The sequence below is a fragment of the Pseudoalteromonas sp. SG43-4 genome (assembly GCF_014164325.1).
GTDB lineage: Bacteria > Pseudomonadota > Gammaproteobacteria > Enterobacterales > Alteromonadaceae > Pseudoalteromonas > Pseudoalteromonas distincta.
In genome coordinates, this window is record NZ_JACJFB010000019.1 from 13,747 (window position 1) to 31,136 (window position 17,390).

The following is a 17,390-nucleotide window of genomic DNA, read 5'->3' on the forward strand; positions in this document are numbered from 1 at the left end:
GTAGGGGGCGTGAGCAGGGCGCGGAAGCTTTGCTCGGTTTTTATTTATTCTTACATGGATGTAAGCAATTAGAATAACGCAGGAGCAGTTATCGAGCACACTAGCTTATAAATCTTGCGCCGCAATTAAATAGCACCTAGTTTGAACAAATTTTTATCCACAAAGATAAACAGACCCTAGATATAAATGCATTAATTTAAATATTTAAGCGTGCTTTTTATAAGTTAATAGCAATAAATCATAGATTTAAATATTGAAGCTATTGATAAGGTACAAAATTTTGTAAAGAAAATTAATACTTTTTTATATGCATGACTATACTTGTTTTAATTTGTACATTATTTAGCAATGGATTATGCCCGCATATCTTTTCACTCTTTTGTTAGGTTTAACTGGGCCTCTCCAGTTTGGGACAAACTTACCCACCACAGCTCCTAATAATGCAGTCAACCAAGTCGAGTGTATTTTATTTGAAATGGGAGCGCCTTTTCAGCTACAAACCTTGCCATGGTTACGTGCACGTCGAGAAGTAAAGTTAGAGCGCTTAGATGGATATTTCACAACCCATTTAATGCCTGAAATGAAAGCTTATGGACGTATATCATCCCCCATTTTTTTAGAAAGCTGGTACTGGTTTACTCACCCAGAGAGCATTAATAAACCAAAAAATAAAATGCTTTATGGTGCAGTAAGAGGAAGTTATCAAGCAAATTGGTTTAAAACTCAAAATATTATTGCTGAGGTAGAAGTAAATTCATTAGAAGAAATAGTAAATGTAATGCACCATAAACGGATTGATAGAATCCTACTTGATTTAGACGATTTTGAATTAGCAGCCTCTAAGCTAGGGATCAATAAAGACGAGTACCAAAAAGAATTTTTTAGATATGTACCTTTGGGATTATTTGCTTCGCATTCACTTATCAAACGCCTTCCTGAATTTATGCAGCAGTTCGATGAAAATATAAATACTTGTGCGCAAGCTCCATTTTTACTATCAAAAAGTGAAGAAACGCAAATACTTGATAGGCTCTACAGTAGCGCTAAAACCTTATTAAACTTACCTAGTTTAGTCGAAGAAGTTCAAATAAGTAATGAGTCTCCTTTGAGTGAGCCTGAAATTATGAAACGAGACCAGCTATGGATAAAAGAAAGTAAACACGTTGGGCATGCTGATGCGTTAACTATGCTTGATTTACCGTTATCTAAGGTATTTAAAAAATGGCAATCGCAGTTTAAAGGTGTTGTTACTGAGCTTATATTGACTGATAGCCAAGGAAAAAATATAGCAATAAGTAAGTTAACCAGTGATTACTGGCAAGGAGATGAGAATAAGTTTACTAAAATATTTAAACAGTCAAAGGACTATAACTTTGATAGCGTTACATATGATGCATCAACACATCATTTTCAAGTACAGCTAAGTTTTCCTGTTTTAGATAATAATAGCCATATTGGAGTGTTGATTTTAGGTGTTGATGTAGAAAAAGCACTCCATTCGTCAAACGAAAAGAGTAACTAACTCGATACCTTTTACATAAGTTAGCTAAGCTTTGGAACTTTTGCTTAGCTAACATTATATTATGGATGTATTTTTTCTGAGGTCGGCTTTTTTCTTATAATTTCTTTTTTGGCTTCATCAAGCTTTATAAAATAAGCATTACCGCCAATACCTTTAAACTCTTCATCTGTAAATACAATAGTATTGTCATCAAAAAAAGTGACAGCTTCTTTTTGAGTTACTATTCCTAAGTCAATTTTTGATACATCGCCAGAAAAAAACTTATCACCCTCAAAATTTTCGAATAACCAAATACTGGTTGAATCAAGTAATATCAGCTTTTTACGATCAGGGCTTAAAGCAGCCGATGTTATCCAGCATAGCTTTTCTAAAGTGGTACATGTTTTAAATGAATCTATTAACTCGGCTTTAAAATTAGCAGCATGATCGCCCACTTTATAAACCTTAGTAATACCATCAAATGGCTCTGTGCGGTTTTTAGTAAATAAATATAAGTGACGTCCTAGAGCTACAAATGCCTCTAAATCAAAATTACGGTTATTGGGCTTTATAGGACTGCCATCCATTTCGGGGTAGGTAAACTTAATTATTTCTGCTTGAGTCGTATCTGTTTTTATATCTATCGGGTTTTCTATTTTATAAATAGTGAGCCATCTACGATCGTTTTTGTTGTTACCAAAATCGCCTAAAAAGAAGTGCCCAAATTTGTTTTGGGTCATGTCTTCCCAATCAATGTTTTTAGCGTTTTCAACTAAAATTTCTTTAGCAATAGAACCGTCTTTATTGAGTCTGTATAGCTTTGGTTCATTGCCTCCGTCGTTAATAGCCCATAAACGTTGCTGTTTATCAAATTCTATTCCTGATATTTCTTTTAATTTAGGGTCAACTGAAATTTCTTTTTTACTGTATAGGGTATAAATTGAGGTACCAATAAATGCAGCTACAACTAAAAAAATGATGGTGGTAGTTATTAAAATGGTTTTTTTCAACATGAAATTAATGATATTTCAGAGTATTAGAATGATGTGTATTATCCATGATGAAGTAATATAAAAAAAGTAATTTAGGATTTTAAATTTTCTTCGGATATTTGCAGCTATAAATATTTATATATTGAACTAATGAGGTTTTTAATAGTTTGTTGGTTTGAATATTGCTCTGTATGTTAAGTATCATTTAAAGCGTATTGTATATAAGGTAAATGCACCTTTTTGGTGCAATTGAAATATTATTTGCACTGTAATAAAGCGTAAATAAAGTTTTGTTTAACTAATAACACGTTTAATGATTTTTAGATGGTTACCACATCGCCTTTTTGTTTAGTTGTATGGCCTGTGGCAAAGATTAAGTACCCTTTTTGGTTTAGTTGGAGCCTGCTATGTTGAATAAACGTTTTTTTAAAACAAAAGATGAAGCTGAAGTTACTTTTGAATTTTCTCATCCAGAGGCAGAAGAAGTTTGCTTATTAGGTGAATTTAATGATTGGAAACCAGTGCCAATGAAGCTTTATAAAAAACAAGGTGTGTTTAAATTTAAGCAACGCTTACCTATCGATCAACAATTTCACTTTCGTTATCTGATTAATGGAGACATTTGGGATAATGACCATCAAGCTGACGGTTATATCGGCAATACATTTGGCACAGAAAACAGCATAGTAAATACTCAACGCACTAATTAAGGCGATTCAATGGATGCTCTTTCGCAGTTGTTTTACCTGCATGGTATTGGCTTTGAATTCACTAAGTATACAGGTGAACAGGTATTTTTTAGCGAAGAAACGCGTAAACGTGCTTTGCAATGTTGTGGTGTTGATACAAATAATGAAGCAGGAATAGCTCAACTAACTTATGATTTAGATGCATCGCTTTGGCTTGCTTTAGTACCTAGTGTGAGTTTAGTTGAGCAAAGTACATGTTTGTTAAAGCTTCGTATAGATGAACGTCAGCAATATTTAGCCGCTAATATCGATGTCCCTTCACTTGGAATGCATTTAGCATTTGATAACCTTTATAACTTGGCTGTCACTGGTGAATATTACTTGCATGGCGTTCGCTATATTGAGCTGGCACTACCCATTGGTAATATGCCAATTGGCTATCATGACGCTAATGTTCAGGTAGGTGAGCAACACGCTATTACACAAATTTGGTGCGTGCCTGAGCAAGTCTATCAAGTGGGAGACACAAAGCGCACTGGATTATCTATTCAGCTTTACACATTAAAAAATAGAGCGAATTTTGGTATTGGCGACTTTGACGATTTATTAGCGCTTACAAAACTATGCAGCTCCCAAAACATGGATTATATATTACTTAATCCACTGCATTTGTTATTTGCTGATATGCCAGAGCGAGCCAGTCCTTATAGCCCTAATAGTCGCGCTTTATTAAATCCTCTTTATATTTCTATCGTACTAAGCGAAGACGCAATAAATAACGAAAACCTTGACGCCATTATGCAGCAAGATGATGTCGCTGCACTTATTAAAAGTAATGATCAGTTTATAGATTATGAAAATGTAAGCCGTATAAAGTATACGTTATTTGAAGCGCTTTATAATCAGTTTGAATTAACGGCAAGTGATGAGCGTCGCCAAGCGTTTACTGATTTTTGTAATGCTCACTCTACTACGTTAAATACCCTCGAATCAGATAACCTAACATTTGCTTATTACCTACAATGGCAAGCGCATGTGCAACTGGCACTGTGTCAAAACAGTTGCGCAGAGAGAGGCATGGCTATTGGCTTAATAAACGACTTAGCTGTTGGTTGTGCTGGCGATGGGGCTGAATTTAAAAATCAGCAATCGTTGTTTAGCCAAGGTGCAAGTGTAGGCGCTCCACCCGATCCATGGGCTGAAGCAGGTCAAAATTGGGGCCTCCCAGCCCTCAATCCCCAAAGCCTTAGTAATAATCACTACCAATTTTACCGCTCGCTCATTCGCGCAAACATGCAAAACGTAGGTGGACTTCGAATTGACCACGTAATGGCTATTAGGCGCCTATGGTGGTGCTTTGAAAGCAATGGCGAACAAGACGGCTGTTATGTTTATTATCCGTTTGAGCATTTACTTGCCATTTTAAAAATTGAATCGCATATTAATCAGAGTATTGTTATTGGTGAAGATTTAGGCATCGTACCGCCAGAGGTTAGGGAAGCTTTGGCATCTAGCGGTATTTTTTCCAACAGCTTATTTTATTTTGAGAAACAACACAGTGGAGAGTTTTTATCGGTAGATGAGCTAGCAACACATTGTTTGTTAATGATAGCCAATCACGATGTTCCTCCATTTACAGGCTGGTGGCAACATGATGATTTAGATATTAAGCAACAATATAAGCTTATAACTTGCAATGAATACGAGCAACTAAAGCAACAGCGAATAGAAGAGCAACAAAGGTTACTACGTTTTATTAATCACCATGGCAATACAACTGAGCTTTTATTACATAGTGAAGCTGTGACTGTTTATAGCGCACTTGCATTGTGTTTAGCAGGCTCTCAATCGCGTTTATTTGCAATACAAATAGATGACTTAGATGAGCAAAAGTATCCGGTTAATATCCCCGGGACAGATAAAGAATATCCTAATTGGCGACGTGTATTAACGCATACCAGTGAAGAAATTTTTACCAAAAATGCCTCACTTTTAGCTGCTATCGATTCAATAAGGAAAGGTTAAATGAGCAGTACAACTAATGAAAATAGTTACGATGCACAAGTACACGCATTAAATACAGGGCGATTTAAAGACCCATTTAGCTTCTTAGGGGCACATAAAACGGATGCTGAGGTTGAAGTTCGTTTTTATCTACCTTGTGCAATAAGCGTAAGTGTTACATTAAATAATAAAAGTATTAAGGCGAAACGCTACCAGAAAAGTGATTTATTTATAGCCAAAGTTGATGCTTTGCCCACTGCGCCATATGAATGCATTGCTCAGTACACAGATAGCAGCGTTACCTTTTATGATGAATACAGTTTCCAAAGCACACTTGATGCAGAGGCAATGTATTTATTTAACGAAGGCAGTCTTGAACATGCTTACTCGCATTTTGGTGCACATTTTAGTACTCAACAAAACGTAGACGGTGTACGTTTTTGTGTATGGGCGCCTAATGCGGCAAGTGTCTCTATTATTGGTGAGTTTAACTTTTGGCAAGCGAATCGCCACTTTATGCGCTTTCATCCTGCAAGTGGTGTATGGGAGTTATTTGTACCAGGCCTTAAAGCTGACATGTGCTACAAATTTGCAATTACCGCGCAAAGTGGAGAGGTGCTCGAAAAAGCCGACCCTTATGCATTTAAAATGCAACAAGCACCTGGCACTGCAAGTGTACTGCAGTATAAACCAGAACCTATAAAGCTTGGCGAGCAGGCTCTTCAAAACAGACAAAAGCGTAACCATATAGATGCACCAATTAGTATTTATGAAGTGCATTTAGGCTCATGGCAACGGGCTGAAAACAACCGCTATTTAAGTTACACAGAGCTTGCCGACAAACTCGTTAGCTATGCCCTTGAAATGAATTTTACTCACCTGCAACTTATGCCAATAAGTGAATACCCGTTTGATGGTTCGTGGGGGTATCAGCCTGTTGGATTATTTGCACCTACCAGCCGCTTTGGCGACTACAACAGCTTTAAATACTTTGTAGAGCAGTGCCACAAAGCTAATTTAGGTATTTTGCTTGATTGGGTACCAGGGCATTTTCCAAGCGATCCGCATGGCTTACATCGATTTGATGGCACCCATTTATATGAGCATGCTGATAAGCGCCAAGGGTTTCATCCTGATTGGAATACCTACATTTATAACTACGACCGTCCTGAAGTTAACAGCTTTTTAATATCAAATGCTATGTATTGGCTACATCAATTTGGTTTAGATGGCCTGCGTGTAGATGCCGTAGCTTCTATGTTGTATTTAGATTACAGCCGAAAAGAAGGCGAGTGGGTTGCTAATTGTTACGGCGGGCGTGAAAACTTAGGTGCAATTGAGTGCCTAAAGCAAGTCAATATGCGCAGCTATAAAAACAACCCAGGCATTATGATGGTGGCTGAGGAGTCGACAGCATGGCCGGGTGTCACCCAAAGTGTTGAGCACAACGGTTTAGGCTTTGGTTATAAGTGGAACATGGGTTGGATGAACGATAGTTTGCATTACATGCAGCACGACCCTTTATATCGTCAGCATCATCATCATGAAATGACTTTTTCGATGGTATACGCGTTTAGCGAAAACTATATATTGCCATTAAGCCACGATGAGGTAGTACATGGTAAAGGCTCGTTAATTGAAAAAATGCCAGGCGATGATTGGCAAAAATTTGCAAATTTACGCGCTTATTACGCATTTATGTGGGCACACCCGGGTAAAAAACTCTTATTTATGGGCGGTGAAATTGCACAGCGAAAAGAGTGGGGGCACGATCATTCTATCGATTGGCATTTACTTGAGCACCAAAGCCACAGCGGTATAAAGCACACCGTAAAAGCGCTCAATACCGTTTATAAAAACCAACCTGCGTTGTATGAGCTAGATTCGAGCGCGGCTGGTTTTACCTGGATAGATAACAATAATAATCAGCAGAGCATTTTAAGCTTTGTTCGCTATGCTAAAAACGCAAAAAACTTTGTGGTTGTTATTGCTAATTTTACCCCCGCGTCCTATGAAAACTACGTTATTGGCGTACCGAGTAAAGGGCGTTACAAGGTCATTGTAAATACAGACGATACTCAGTTTTTTGGCTCTGGCGTTGAGGTAACTAAAGATTCTTCGCTGATAGTTCAGGCAATAAACGAATCAAATCATGGTTTTAAACACAGTATTTCAATTGCCATTGGTGGCTTAACTACTATTTATTTACAAAAGGTTGATGATGAGTAACCGATTTGATGTAGCACCCGGTAATGTAGAACCACTTGGCTCTAGTGTTATTGATAATGGGGTCAACTTCGCGCTTTATGCGCCTGGGGCGAGCCAAGCTTATGTATGCCTGTTTGATAAAAGTGGCCATTCAGAAATACTAAAAATGGCGATGAATATCAACGAAGGGGGTATTTGGAGTATTCATATTTCGCCATTAAACGCCGGTGCGCTTTATGGTTTTAGAGTTGAGGGTGAATATAACCCTAAAAATGGTCAACTGTTTAACGAAAATAAGCTGCTGATAGACCCATATGCAAAAGACTTGTTTGGTGAGTTTACTTGGAGTGAACGCCATTACGGGCAAATGCCAATCGGTACTAAAAGCACTGTAAATAATGCGATTGATATACCTAAATCAAAAGTAGCGGCTCCTACGTTGTATACGCATAAAAAGCCTAACCACCGTTGGTCAAACACGGTTATTTATGAGTGCCATGTGAAAGGTACAACGTGTCGTCATCCTAAAATACCTAAACCTCTACAAGGGAAGTTTTTAGGGTTAAGCCACCCAAGCTTTATTGAACACTTACAAAGCTTTGGTGTTACAGCCGTTGAGCTTTTGCCTGTTCATTCTTTTATTAGTGAGCAATTTTTAACAGGGAAAGGTTTGCAAAACTACTGGGGTTACAACACGCTTAACTTTTTTACGCCCCATAAAGACTATTTGGTAAACGACGATATAAACGAGTTTAAGCAAATGGTGCAAGAGTTCCATGCTGCAGACATAGAAGTCATATTAGATGTTGTTTACAACCATACAGCTGAAGCAGGGGCGGATGGCCCTATACTATCGCTTAGAGGCTTTGATAACTTAGCCTATTACCGCACAGTAGAGGGGCAGCCTGACGTATATATAAACGATACCGGCTGTGGTAATACCATAAATATTGACCACCCTAAAACACTGCAACTTGTACTTGATAGCCTTCGTTATTGGGTTGAAGTAATGGGAGTTGATGGTTTTAGGTTTGATTTAGCGACCATTTTAGGCCGCTCAAAAGCAGGCTTTAGCTCCGCACATACTTTTTTACAAGTAGTTGCCCAAGACCCTGTGCTTAACAAAGTTAAGTTAATAAGTGAGCCTTGGGATATAGGCCCAGGTGGTTATCAGCTTGGTGCATTCCCGCCGCCATGGCGAGAATGGAACGATCAATACCGCGATGTAATTAGACGTTTTTGGCAAAGTGAAAAGGGTATTATTGCAAGCGTTGCAAAACGTTTGCATGGATCGTTTGATATTTTTGAGCACAGCCAACGTGGGCCGCTCAATAGTATTAATTTTATAACGAGTCATGATGGTTTTACCCTTGCTGATTTAGTGAGTTATGAGCATAAACATAACGAAGCTAATGGCGAGCAAAATCGAGATGGGCACAGTGCAAATCATTCGTTTAACTGTGGGGTAGAAGGTTTTACCAGCGACTCTAAAATAAACGCACTGCGCTTACAGCAACAAAAGAACTTTTTACTTACTTTAATTCTCTCAAAAGGTGTTCCCATGATTGCTGCTGGTAGCGAAATGGCGCACTCGCAAGGGGGGAATAACAATGCTTATTGCCAAAATAATCGCACTAGTTGGCTTGCCTGGAAAGATTCTCAACTTAATCATTCGTTAACACGATTTATTGATGATGCATTAAAAATTAGACGTGCGCACAGTGCGTTTAAACACAGTGTATTTTTAGATGATATAGACGAGCGTTTTACCGTTAAGTGGTTTACCGAACAAGGTAAAACCATGACTGATGCTCACTGGCATGAAGATACCAGACAGTTTTTAATGTATAGCTTACTTGATAAGCAAAACAATCATGCATTGCTGATTGTATTTAATGCCAGTGAAAAAACAATTTTTTGTCAAATGCCCCCATCGCCAATTAATGCGCCGTGGCAAATGATTCTATCAAGTGTACATAATGCATCTGTGAGCAATAATGAAGATGCGATGGTTGAAATTTTAGCACAAAGTAGTTGGGTTTTTAGTGCCAATTTAGAGGATGTTAGTCATGGTTAAACAAAGTGATCAAGTGTGTGTAGTAAAGAGCTGGCAAGAAGGGCCCGTTATTGATGAAAGTACGCTTAAAGATGACTTAACACGGCATTTTTATTATACCCTCGGCCGAGATAAGGTGGGTGAATCGCAGCATTATTTGTATCACGCATTAGCGCTTACTATTCGCGACAGACTTGTGGCCCGCTGCAGAGAAACGAATCAACAAATTAAGCAAGAGAAACGCCGCAAAACGGCTTACCTTTCTCTTGAGTTTTTGATGGGGCGTGCGCTAGGTAATGCTGTTTTAAATCTAGATTTAGATGAACAAGTAAGCTCAGCACTACAAGAGTACTGCACAACAATAGAAACAATTGAAGACGCCGAGCACGACGCTGGCTTAGGAAATGGCGGGCTAGGACGCCTTGCAGCCTGCTTTTTAGATAGCTGTGCTAGTTTAGCGTTGCCTGTTATTGGCTATGGCCTACGATACGAATACGGCATGTTTAATCAATCGATTAAAGATGGTAACCAAATTGAGCAACCAGATAACTGGCTACGTGAAGGACATCCATGGGAGCTAAGCGCACCAGAGCATGCAAAACGTGTGAAGTTTGGTGGCTATGTGCAAAGTTACACAGATAAATTTGGCAGAGAGCACCGTCAATGGATGGGCTCACAAGATGTATTAGCTGTACCGTACGATGTTCCTGTTCCTGGGTATAAAAACAATATCGTAAATACACTACGTCTGTGGAAATCAGAGGCAACAGATGAATTTAATTTAACCGAATTTAATGCGGGCAGTTATTCAGAAGCCGTCGCACAAAAAAATCTAGCCGAACAGATCACCATGGTGCTGTATCCAAATGACAGCAGCGAAAATGGTAAGGAACTTAGGTTACGCCAACAATACTTTTTATCATCGGCGAGTATTCAAGACGTAGTAGACCAATGGGTTTCCCAACATGGCGAGAGCTTTAGTGACTTTGCTGATTTTCATGTTTTTCAGTTAAATGACACGCATCCAAGTATTGCTGTTGCAGAGCTAATGCGTATTTTAATTGATGATTACGAATTAAATTGGAACGACGCTTGGAAAATAACAACTAAAACAATGGCTTATACAAATCATACGCTACTTCCTGAAGCGCTTGAAAAATGGTCTGTTTCGTTGTTTTCAAAATTATTGCCACGCATTTTAGAAATAGTTTACGAGATAAATGCACGCTTTTTAGCACAAGTTGCACAGCAATGGCCGGGAGATGTTGAAAAGCAACGTGCATTGTCACTGATTGAAGAGGGTGATGAGCCGCAAATTCGTATGGCTTATTTAGCTATTGTAGGTAGTTACTCTGTAAATGGCGTAGCAGCACTTCATACTGAACTGTTAAAAGCGGGATTATTTAAAGAATTTTATGCACTGTGGCCAGATAAGTTTAATAACAAAACAAATGGTGTAACGCCTCGTCGATGGCTTGCGCATTGTAATCCAGTATTAAGTGAATTAATTGGTGAAAAAATTGGCCATGATTGGGTTAAAAACTTTTCAAAAATTAGTGACCTACGTCGTTTTTATGACGACAAGGCATTTCATGAGCAGTGGCAAAATGCTAAACGTGAAAACAAACAACGTTTAGTTGATTTAGTTAAGGCGCGCTGCGATATCGATTTTGATGTATCAATGATGTTTGACGTACAAGTAAAACGTATCCACGAATACAAACGTCAGCTATTAAACATACTTCATGTGATTCATTTATATGACCGTATTCGCCGTGGGGATACCCAAGGGCTTGTTCCTCGTTGTGTTCTATTAGGTGGTAAAGCAGCGCCGGGTTATTACATGGCTAAAAAAATTATTAAGCTTATTAATAACGTGGCAGAGGTTATAAATAAAGACCCTCAAGCTGCGCCATATTTACGCGTCGCCTTTTTGCCTAATTACAACGTAACTGCAATGGAAGTTATTTGTCCTGCAACTGATCTCTCAGAGCAAGTATCTACCGCAGGCAAAGAAGCGTCTGGTACTGGCAACATGAAATTTATGATGAATGGTGCATTGACAATAGGCACGCTGGATGGCGCAAACATTGAAATTAGAGATGCTGTTGGTGCTGATAACTTCTTTTTGTTTGGCGCACAAGCGCACGAAATTGACGATATTAAATCACGTTATAATCCAGAGCATTTAATATCGCAAAATGGCGATTTAAAGAATGTGATGCAATTACTCGAGAGCGGGCATTTTAATTTATTTGAACCATGCTTATTTGACGACATAACAAATGCAATTAAGAGCCCGCACGATCCATGGCTTGTTGCTCACGATTTTGAAAGTTATGTAGTAGCTCAAAAAGAAGTTGATAAAGCTTACGCAGATCAGACCTACTGGACACAAATGAGTATTTTAAATACAGCAGCCAGTGGTATGTTTTCAAGTGACAGAACCATAAGCCAATACAGTGAAGATATTTGGCATTTAGAACCCCTCAATATTAGTGAAACAGACTTAACGACAACTAAAAGCCATGCCACTAACAGCCTAGACTAAATGGAGAGAGTATTATGCCTAATTATGCAAATCGCTACATAAGTAGCCTAACCAGAGAAACTTACGCGTTAATACTGGCAGGCGGTCGCGGTTCTCGCCTGCATGAGTTAACCGATTGGCGAGCAAAGCCAGCAGTTTACTTTGGTGGTAAACATCGAATTATCGATTTTCCACTATCAAACTGCATTAACTCGGGTGTGAGACGTGTTGGTATTGCTACACAATATAAATCACATTCATTAATACGCCATGTAAACCGCGCATGGGGGCACTTTAAAAAAGAGCTAGGAGAGTCGGTTGAAATACTACCTGCATCTCAGCGCCAAGGTGATGATTGGTATTGTGGAACCGCAGATGCTGTTTTTCAAAACATAGATATTATTCGTCACGAGCTTCCTAAATATGTGATGATTTTGTCTGGAGATCATGTGTACCGTATGGACTATGGTGCTTTATTGGCTGAACATGTGCAAAAAGGCGCAGATATGACTGTGTGTTGTATTGAAGTCCCAGTAGAGGAAGCCGCAGACACGTTTGGTGTAATGACCGTTGATGAAGAAAGTAGAGTGTGTCGTTTTGATGAAAAACCAGCAATGCCGAGCTCCGTACCCGGCAAGCCAGGTACATGTTTAGCATCAATGGGGAACTACATTTTTAATACTGAATTTTTGTTTGAGCAACTTAAAAAAGATTCTGAAAATGAAGGCTCTGGACGCGATTTTGGTCACGATATTATTCCAGCGATTATAGAAGAGCATAATGTGTTTGCCTTCCCATTTAGAGATCCAAACCAAGAAGGGCAACCTTATTGGCGAGATGTAGGTACGCTTGATTCGTTCTGGGAAGCTAATATGGAACTGGTAATGCCAGAACCACAACTTGATTTATACGATCCAACGTGGCCAATATGGACTTATCAAGAGCAACTACCACCTGCTAAGTTTATTTTTGATGATGAAGATAGACGTGGTATGGCTTTAGACTCAACAGTCTCGGGTGGGTGTATTATTTCGGGCTCTGCGGTTAGAAAATCCCTATTGTTTTCTAATGTCCACGTTCGCTCATTTTGTACCATTGAGCAGTCGGTAATTTTACCCGGTGCAGTTATAAACCGAGGTTGTAAAATTAAACGCGCAATAATAGATAGAAGCTGTGAAATACCTGCAGGTCTTGAAATCGGTTTTGACAAAAAAACAGATGAAGAAAACGGCTTTAGGGTATCTAAAAAAGGTATCGTTCTTGTTACACGTGATATGCTCACTGAGCTTGCAAAAAAGTTAGAACGCCAAGCGCGAGAAAATAAAAAGCTAGCGTAACAACAAGTTAGATAAGCACGACAACATAGCTTGCTCATTTGTGAGCAAGCTCACACAGGTTTAAAGGAAATAATAAATTAATGCATGTATTAATGGTTGCAGCAGAAAATGACGCGTTACCAAGCGCAAAAGTAGGCGGTGTGGCAGATGTAGTACGCGATGCACCTAAGGCTCTCGCAAAGCAAGGTATAACGGTTGATATTGTTATTCCTGACTACGGGTTTGAGCCGCTTGAGCGTATTTATATAGGTGAAGTAACTGTTGCATTTAATGCTCAACCCCATGTATTAACCATTTTTAAAGTACAACAAGCCGAAAATAATGTAAGCCAAATTGTTATTAGCCACCCGTTATTTAGTGAATCAGGCAGTGTATATTGTAATGATGCACCGGGGAGGCCTTTTGCAACTGATGCGACTAAATTTGCTCTATTTAACGCAGCCGTCTGCGAAGCGTTATTACAAGGTGTATTAAAGCGCCCTACAGCGCTGCATTTACATGATTGGCACAGTGCCTGCGTTGCAGTTTTACTTAAGTTTGAGCCACGTTATAGCTCACTTAATACCTTACCTATTGCCTTCACAGTGCATAATATTGCACTGCAAGGGATAAGGCCTTTCAAACATGATGATTCAAGCTTAGAGGCGTGGTTTCCATCACTTAGTTATAATGGCCAGCAATTATGCGACCCGCGTTACCCTCATTGTTTTAATCCTATGCGCAGTGCAATAAATCTGTGCGATAAAATACATGTTGTATCACCAACCTACAGCCAAGAGGTTCTTGAACCTAGCAATTACGAACATGGTTTTTTTGGTGGCGAAGGGCTTGAGCAAGATCTGCAAAATGCAGCAAGCCAAGGCAAGCTTGTTGGTATTTTAAATGGCTGTGAATATCCAAGCAATGCACTTGAAGGAGCAACTCTCGCAGACTTTTATAGCCAAGCTGAGAGTACTTTGTTTGGTTGGGTGGCCAATTACGAGCAGTTACAAAGTGGCTACTATATTGCCCACCAACGACTACAGCAATTTAAAGCAACGGTTAATAACGGTCCATTAGTTACAAGCGTTGGCCGTCTTACTGAGCAAAAAGTGTTGTTATTGTGCCAGCAGGTTAATGGGATTTTAGCTATTGATAAAGTGTGCCAATTAATTAGTGAACATAGCGGCAGACTTATTATTCTCGGCTCGGGTGACAAAGAGCTCGAAAGCATATTTACCAAAGCAATGGCGCGTAATTCCAATCTTTTATTTTTAAAGGGCTATGGGCAAGGTGTTGGCGATTTAATGTATCAAGTAGGTGACTTATTTTTAATGCCAAGCTCGTTTGAACCGTGTGGTATTAGCCAAATGCTAGCAATGCGAGCGGGGCAACCGTGTTTAGTACACAGTGTTGGCGGATTAAAAGATACAGTTAAACACCACGAAAATGGTTTTAGCTTTAATGGAGACACGTTGGCAACGCAAACGCGTAATTTAATTAGCTGTTTAGACGAAACTCTCTTAATTAAAAAGCAAAATCCTAAAAAGTGGCATAAAATTAAGCACAGCGCAGAGCAAATGCGTTTTTCGTGGCCACAAGTGGCAACTGATTATATAACAACCTTATACCGGTAAATCGTTTCTGTACTTTAAAGTTTAGTGACAAATCTACCTGCTTAGGGTTTAATTACTTAGTATTATATAAAAGCTAAGAAGTAGGTAATGTGTCTGTATTTGTTGCAAGGCAAGCAATATTCAATCGAAGTAAAAAAGTAGTAGCCTATGAGCTACTTTTTCGTGATAGTCCAAAAAATTATTTTCCAGATATTGCAGAAGGCCAAGCAACAGCAAGGCTTATTATGGAAAATCAATTAAATTTAGGTACACGCCATATTACATCAGGCAAAAAAGCGCTTATAAATATAGGACCTGAATCATTAAAACTCGATTTATGTGCTTTCTTACCATGCCAAGACGTTGTGATTGAGTTGCTCGAAACCATAGAACCTACCGACGACAACTATGAGCTATGCCGAGGTTTATTTCATAGTAACTACAAACTCGCGCTCGATGATTTTGTATATAAACCACAATGGGATCGTTTTCTAAAGCTTGTGAAGCTCATTAAATTTGATATTGCAATTACACCTCTTAGCGAAATACAGCCCATAGTTACTAAGTTACAAGCGCATAAACAAATAAAAATACTAGCCGAAAAAATAGAAACACAAGAAGACTATGAGCTTGCCTTTGATATGGGGTTTGATTATTTTCAAGGCTATTTTTTTGCAAAGCCTACCATGATCAAGCAAAACGACATTGATTATAATTATGGTTTAGTCGTCGCTATTTACGCAGAAATAATGAAGCAAAGCCCTGACATTAAAACAATCGCAAGCCTGTTTGAGCTAGATGCTGCACTCGCATATAAGTTACTAAGATTAATAAACAGCGGTGTGTTTCCTATACAAAGCCAAATATCGTCATTAAAGCAAGCGCTCGTGTATTTAGGACACGAACGCCTTAAAAAGTTTGTGAGCCTTATTGTTACTGCTCATACAGCGGGTAAAAAACCTGCAGAGCTAATGCAAGTGTGTGTTGTACGTGCTCGTTTTTGTGAGCTTGTGGCAAAAAAGGTTAATAAAAGTCAGTCAGGCGAAGCATTTTTAACAGGATTATTTTCACTGCTAGATGCAATCCTTGATCAACCAATGAGCTTGCTTGTTGAAAAGCTACCTTTCCCTGATGAAATAAAAACGGCATTATTAGGGGACAAAAACACACTTTATTATATTTTAAACGTTGTTAAAGCATATGAAACAGGAAGCTGGTGGGCACTTGAACAAGCTGTACTTTTGTTGAATATTGACAGTGCTATACTACCTCCACTTTACCAGCAGTCAGTCGATTGGGCTGACAGTTATAAGAATAATATTTAACGGATAATAGCTTTAATGCGCAATTATAATATGGACTTTATTCGCGGCGTTGCCGTGCTTGGCCTCGTTTACATGAATGCTTACGCCTTCGGCATTTTTGAATATGGGTATTCCTCCTTAACTAATCCTCCTGTTAGCGACTCAATTATTCACACCCTTAGCAGCGTGTTTGTAGACGGGCGTTTTAGAACGCTGTTTAGTTTGCTTTTTGGTGCTGGGCTTTATATTCAGTGGCAACGTTACAAGTCTGAAGTGCAGATAAAAAGCAGGCTCTATTGGTTAATCCTCTTTGGTTTAGCGCATGGTTTTTTACTTTGGGCCGGTGATATTTTATTTGTTTACGGTGTATCTGGCTGGTTTGTTATTAAATATTTAGAAAGTGATAGCAACGTACTTTTAAAAAGAGGGTTTGCATTTACCTTGTTGTCGGCTGTGATTACCTTACTTGTTATATCTAGCGTACCCGATGAAATAATTTACCGCGATACAGCACAGTTTATTGAATTATATAACCCACACTATATTGATTACTTTATTAGTAACCTTGCTATGAACACGTTAATGCTTGTTATGGTGCCAATAATGACAATGTGGATGTGCGTGGGCCTTATGCTCATTGGCATTTATTTATATAAACAAGACGTTTTTAGTAAAGGCTTAACGACTCAGCAATTAATAGTTTGCGGTGCAATGACCCTTGTTTTTTGTGGAATCAGGCTTTATGCATCACAGCTTAATGGCAGCTTAGGATATGGGGTGCAAGAATTTGTAAATATTTTTGCGGCGCTAGGTATGGCTACGCTGTATATTCATTTAATTGTTAAATTTTGCAATAACAGCGCACACGTTGGCACGCTTATTCAACAAGCGGGGCGCTTAGCATTTACTTTATATATTAGCCAAACACTCATACAACTGTTGTTATATAAAGTGCTATTTACGCACTGGGTGCTCAATTTTGATCGTATTGACTACTGGTTAGTTGCAACGGCATTAGTTGCACTGCAGCTCATATTTACCTTTATATACAGCCGCTATTTTAACCAAGGCCCGCTTGAATTTGTATGGCGTAAATTAACGAAAGCAAAAATTAATGCTTAAACACCTATAAATTTTAAATTAGGGGCGAAAAAATAGTGTGGGTGGTTTACAC

At 38.8% G+C, this 17,390-nt stretch carries 11 protein-coding genes; 10 read left to right on the forward strand and 1 reads right to left on the reverse strand.

Annotation, left to right across the window (positions count from 1 at the left end; genetic code table 11):
* The first annotated feature begins 355 nt into the window (after window positions 1–355).
* The gene (locus H5160_RS16280; protein WP_182738006.1) at window positions 356–1,522 is read left to right on the forward strand and encodes a cellulose-binding family II protein; all 1,167 of its coding nucleotides are present in this window, start codon (window positions 356–358) and stop codon (window positions 1,520–1,522) included.
* A gap of 59 nt (window positions 1,523–1,581) precedes the next feature.
* Here H5160_RS16280 and H5160_RS16285 read toward each other — a convergent pair whose 3' ends face one another.
* A complete protein-coding gene (locus tag H5160_RS16285) occupies window positions 1,582–2,514 on the reverse strand; it encodes a hypothetical protein (protein WP_024595451.1) in 933 nt (310 codons plus the stop codon).
* A gap of 386 nt (window positions 2,515–2,900) precedes the next feature.
* Here H5160_RS16285 and H5160_RS16290 point away from each other — a divergent pair, with 386 nt between their 5' ends.
* The 9 genes from H5160_RS16290 (at window position 2,901) to H5160_RS16330 (ending at window position 17,338) form a co-directional block, all read left to right on the forward strand.
* Window positions 2,901–3,203 (forward strand): isoamylase early set domain-containing protein, encoded by a 303-nt coding sequence (locus H5160_RS16290; RefSeq protein WP_024595450.1) that lies wholly within the window; start codon window positions 2,901–2,903, stop codon window positions 3,201–3,203.
* 9 nt (window positions 3,204–3,212) lie between these two features.
* Window positions 3,213–5,207, forward strand: coding sequence for a 4-alpha-glucanotransferase (gene malQ, locus H5160_RS16295; RefSeq protein ID WP_182738008.1), 1,995 nt, complete (start codon window positions 3,213–3,215; stop codon window positions 5,205–5,207).
* Window positions 5,208–7,415, forward strand: a complete 2,208-nt coding sequence (gene glgB / locus H5160_RS16300; RefSeq protein ID WP_182738010.1) for a 1,4-alpha-glucan branching protein GlgB — start codon at window positions 5,208–5,210, stop codon at window positions 7,413–7,415.
* The gene (gene glgX / locus H5160_RS16305) at window positions 7,408–9,471 is read left to right on the forward strand and encodes a glycogen debranching protein GlgX (RefSeq protein ID WP_182738012.1); all 2,064 of its coding nucleotides are present in this window, start codon (window positions 7,408–7,410) and stop codon (window positions 9,469–9,471) included. The genes glgB and glgX overlap by 8 nt, the downstream gene beginning before the upstream one ends.
* Window positions 9,464–12,001, forward strand: a complete 2,538-nt coding sequence (locus H5160_RS16310; RefSeq protein ID WP_182738014.1) for a glycogen/starch/alpha-glucan phosphorylase — start codon at window positions 9,464–9,466, stop codon at window positions 11,999–12,001. The genes glgX and H5160_RS16310 overlap by 8 nt, the downstream gene beginning before the upstream one ends.
* Before the next feature lie 14 nt (window positions 12,002–12,015).
* Window positions 12,016–13,317, forward strand: a complete 1,302-nt coding sequence (gene glgC, locus H5160_RS16315) for a glucose-1-phosphate adenylyltransferase (RefSeq protein ID WP_182694922.1) — start codon at window positions 12,016–12,018, stop codon at window positions 13,315–13,317.
* An 80-nt stretch (window positions 13,318–13,397) separates the two neighbouring features.
* Complete coding sequence (locus tag H5160_RS16320) at window positions 13,398–14,933, forward strand: glycogen synthase (RefSeq protein WP_182738016.1); 1,536 nt, start codon at window positions 13,398–13,400, stop codon at window positions 14,931–14,933.
* Window positions 14,934–15,022: 89 nt separating this feature from the next.
* Window positions 15,023–16,237 (forward strand): EAL and HDOD domain-containing protein, encoded by a 1,215-nt coding sequence (locus H5160_RS16325; RefSeq protein ID WP_149603661.1) that lies wholly within the window; start codon window positions 15,023–15,025, stop codon window positions 16,235–16,237.
* A 30-nt stretch (window positions 16,238–16,267) separates the two neighbouring features.
* On the forward strand, window positions 16,268–17,338 hold the full coding sequence (locus H5160_RS16330) for a DUF418 domain-containing protein (protein WP_182692401.1): 1,071 nt from the start codon (window positions 16,268–16,270) through the stop codon (window positions 17,336–17,338).
* The last annotated feature ends 52 nt before the right edge of the window (window positions 17,339–17,390 follow it).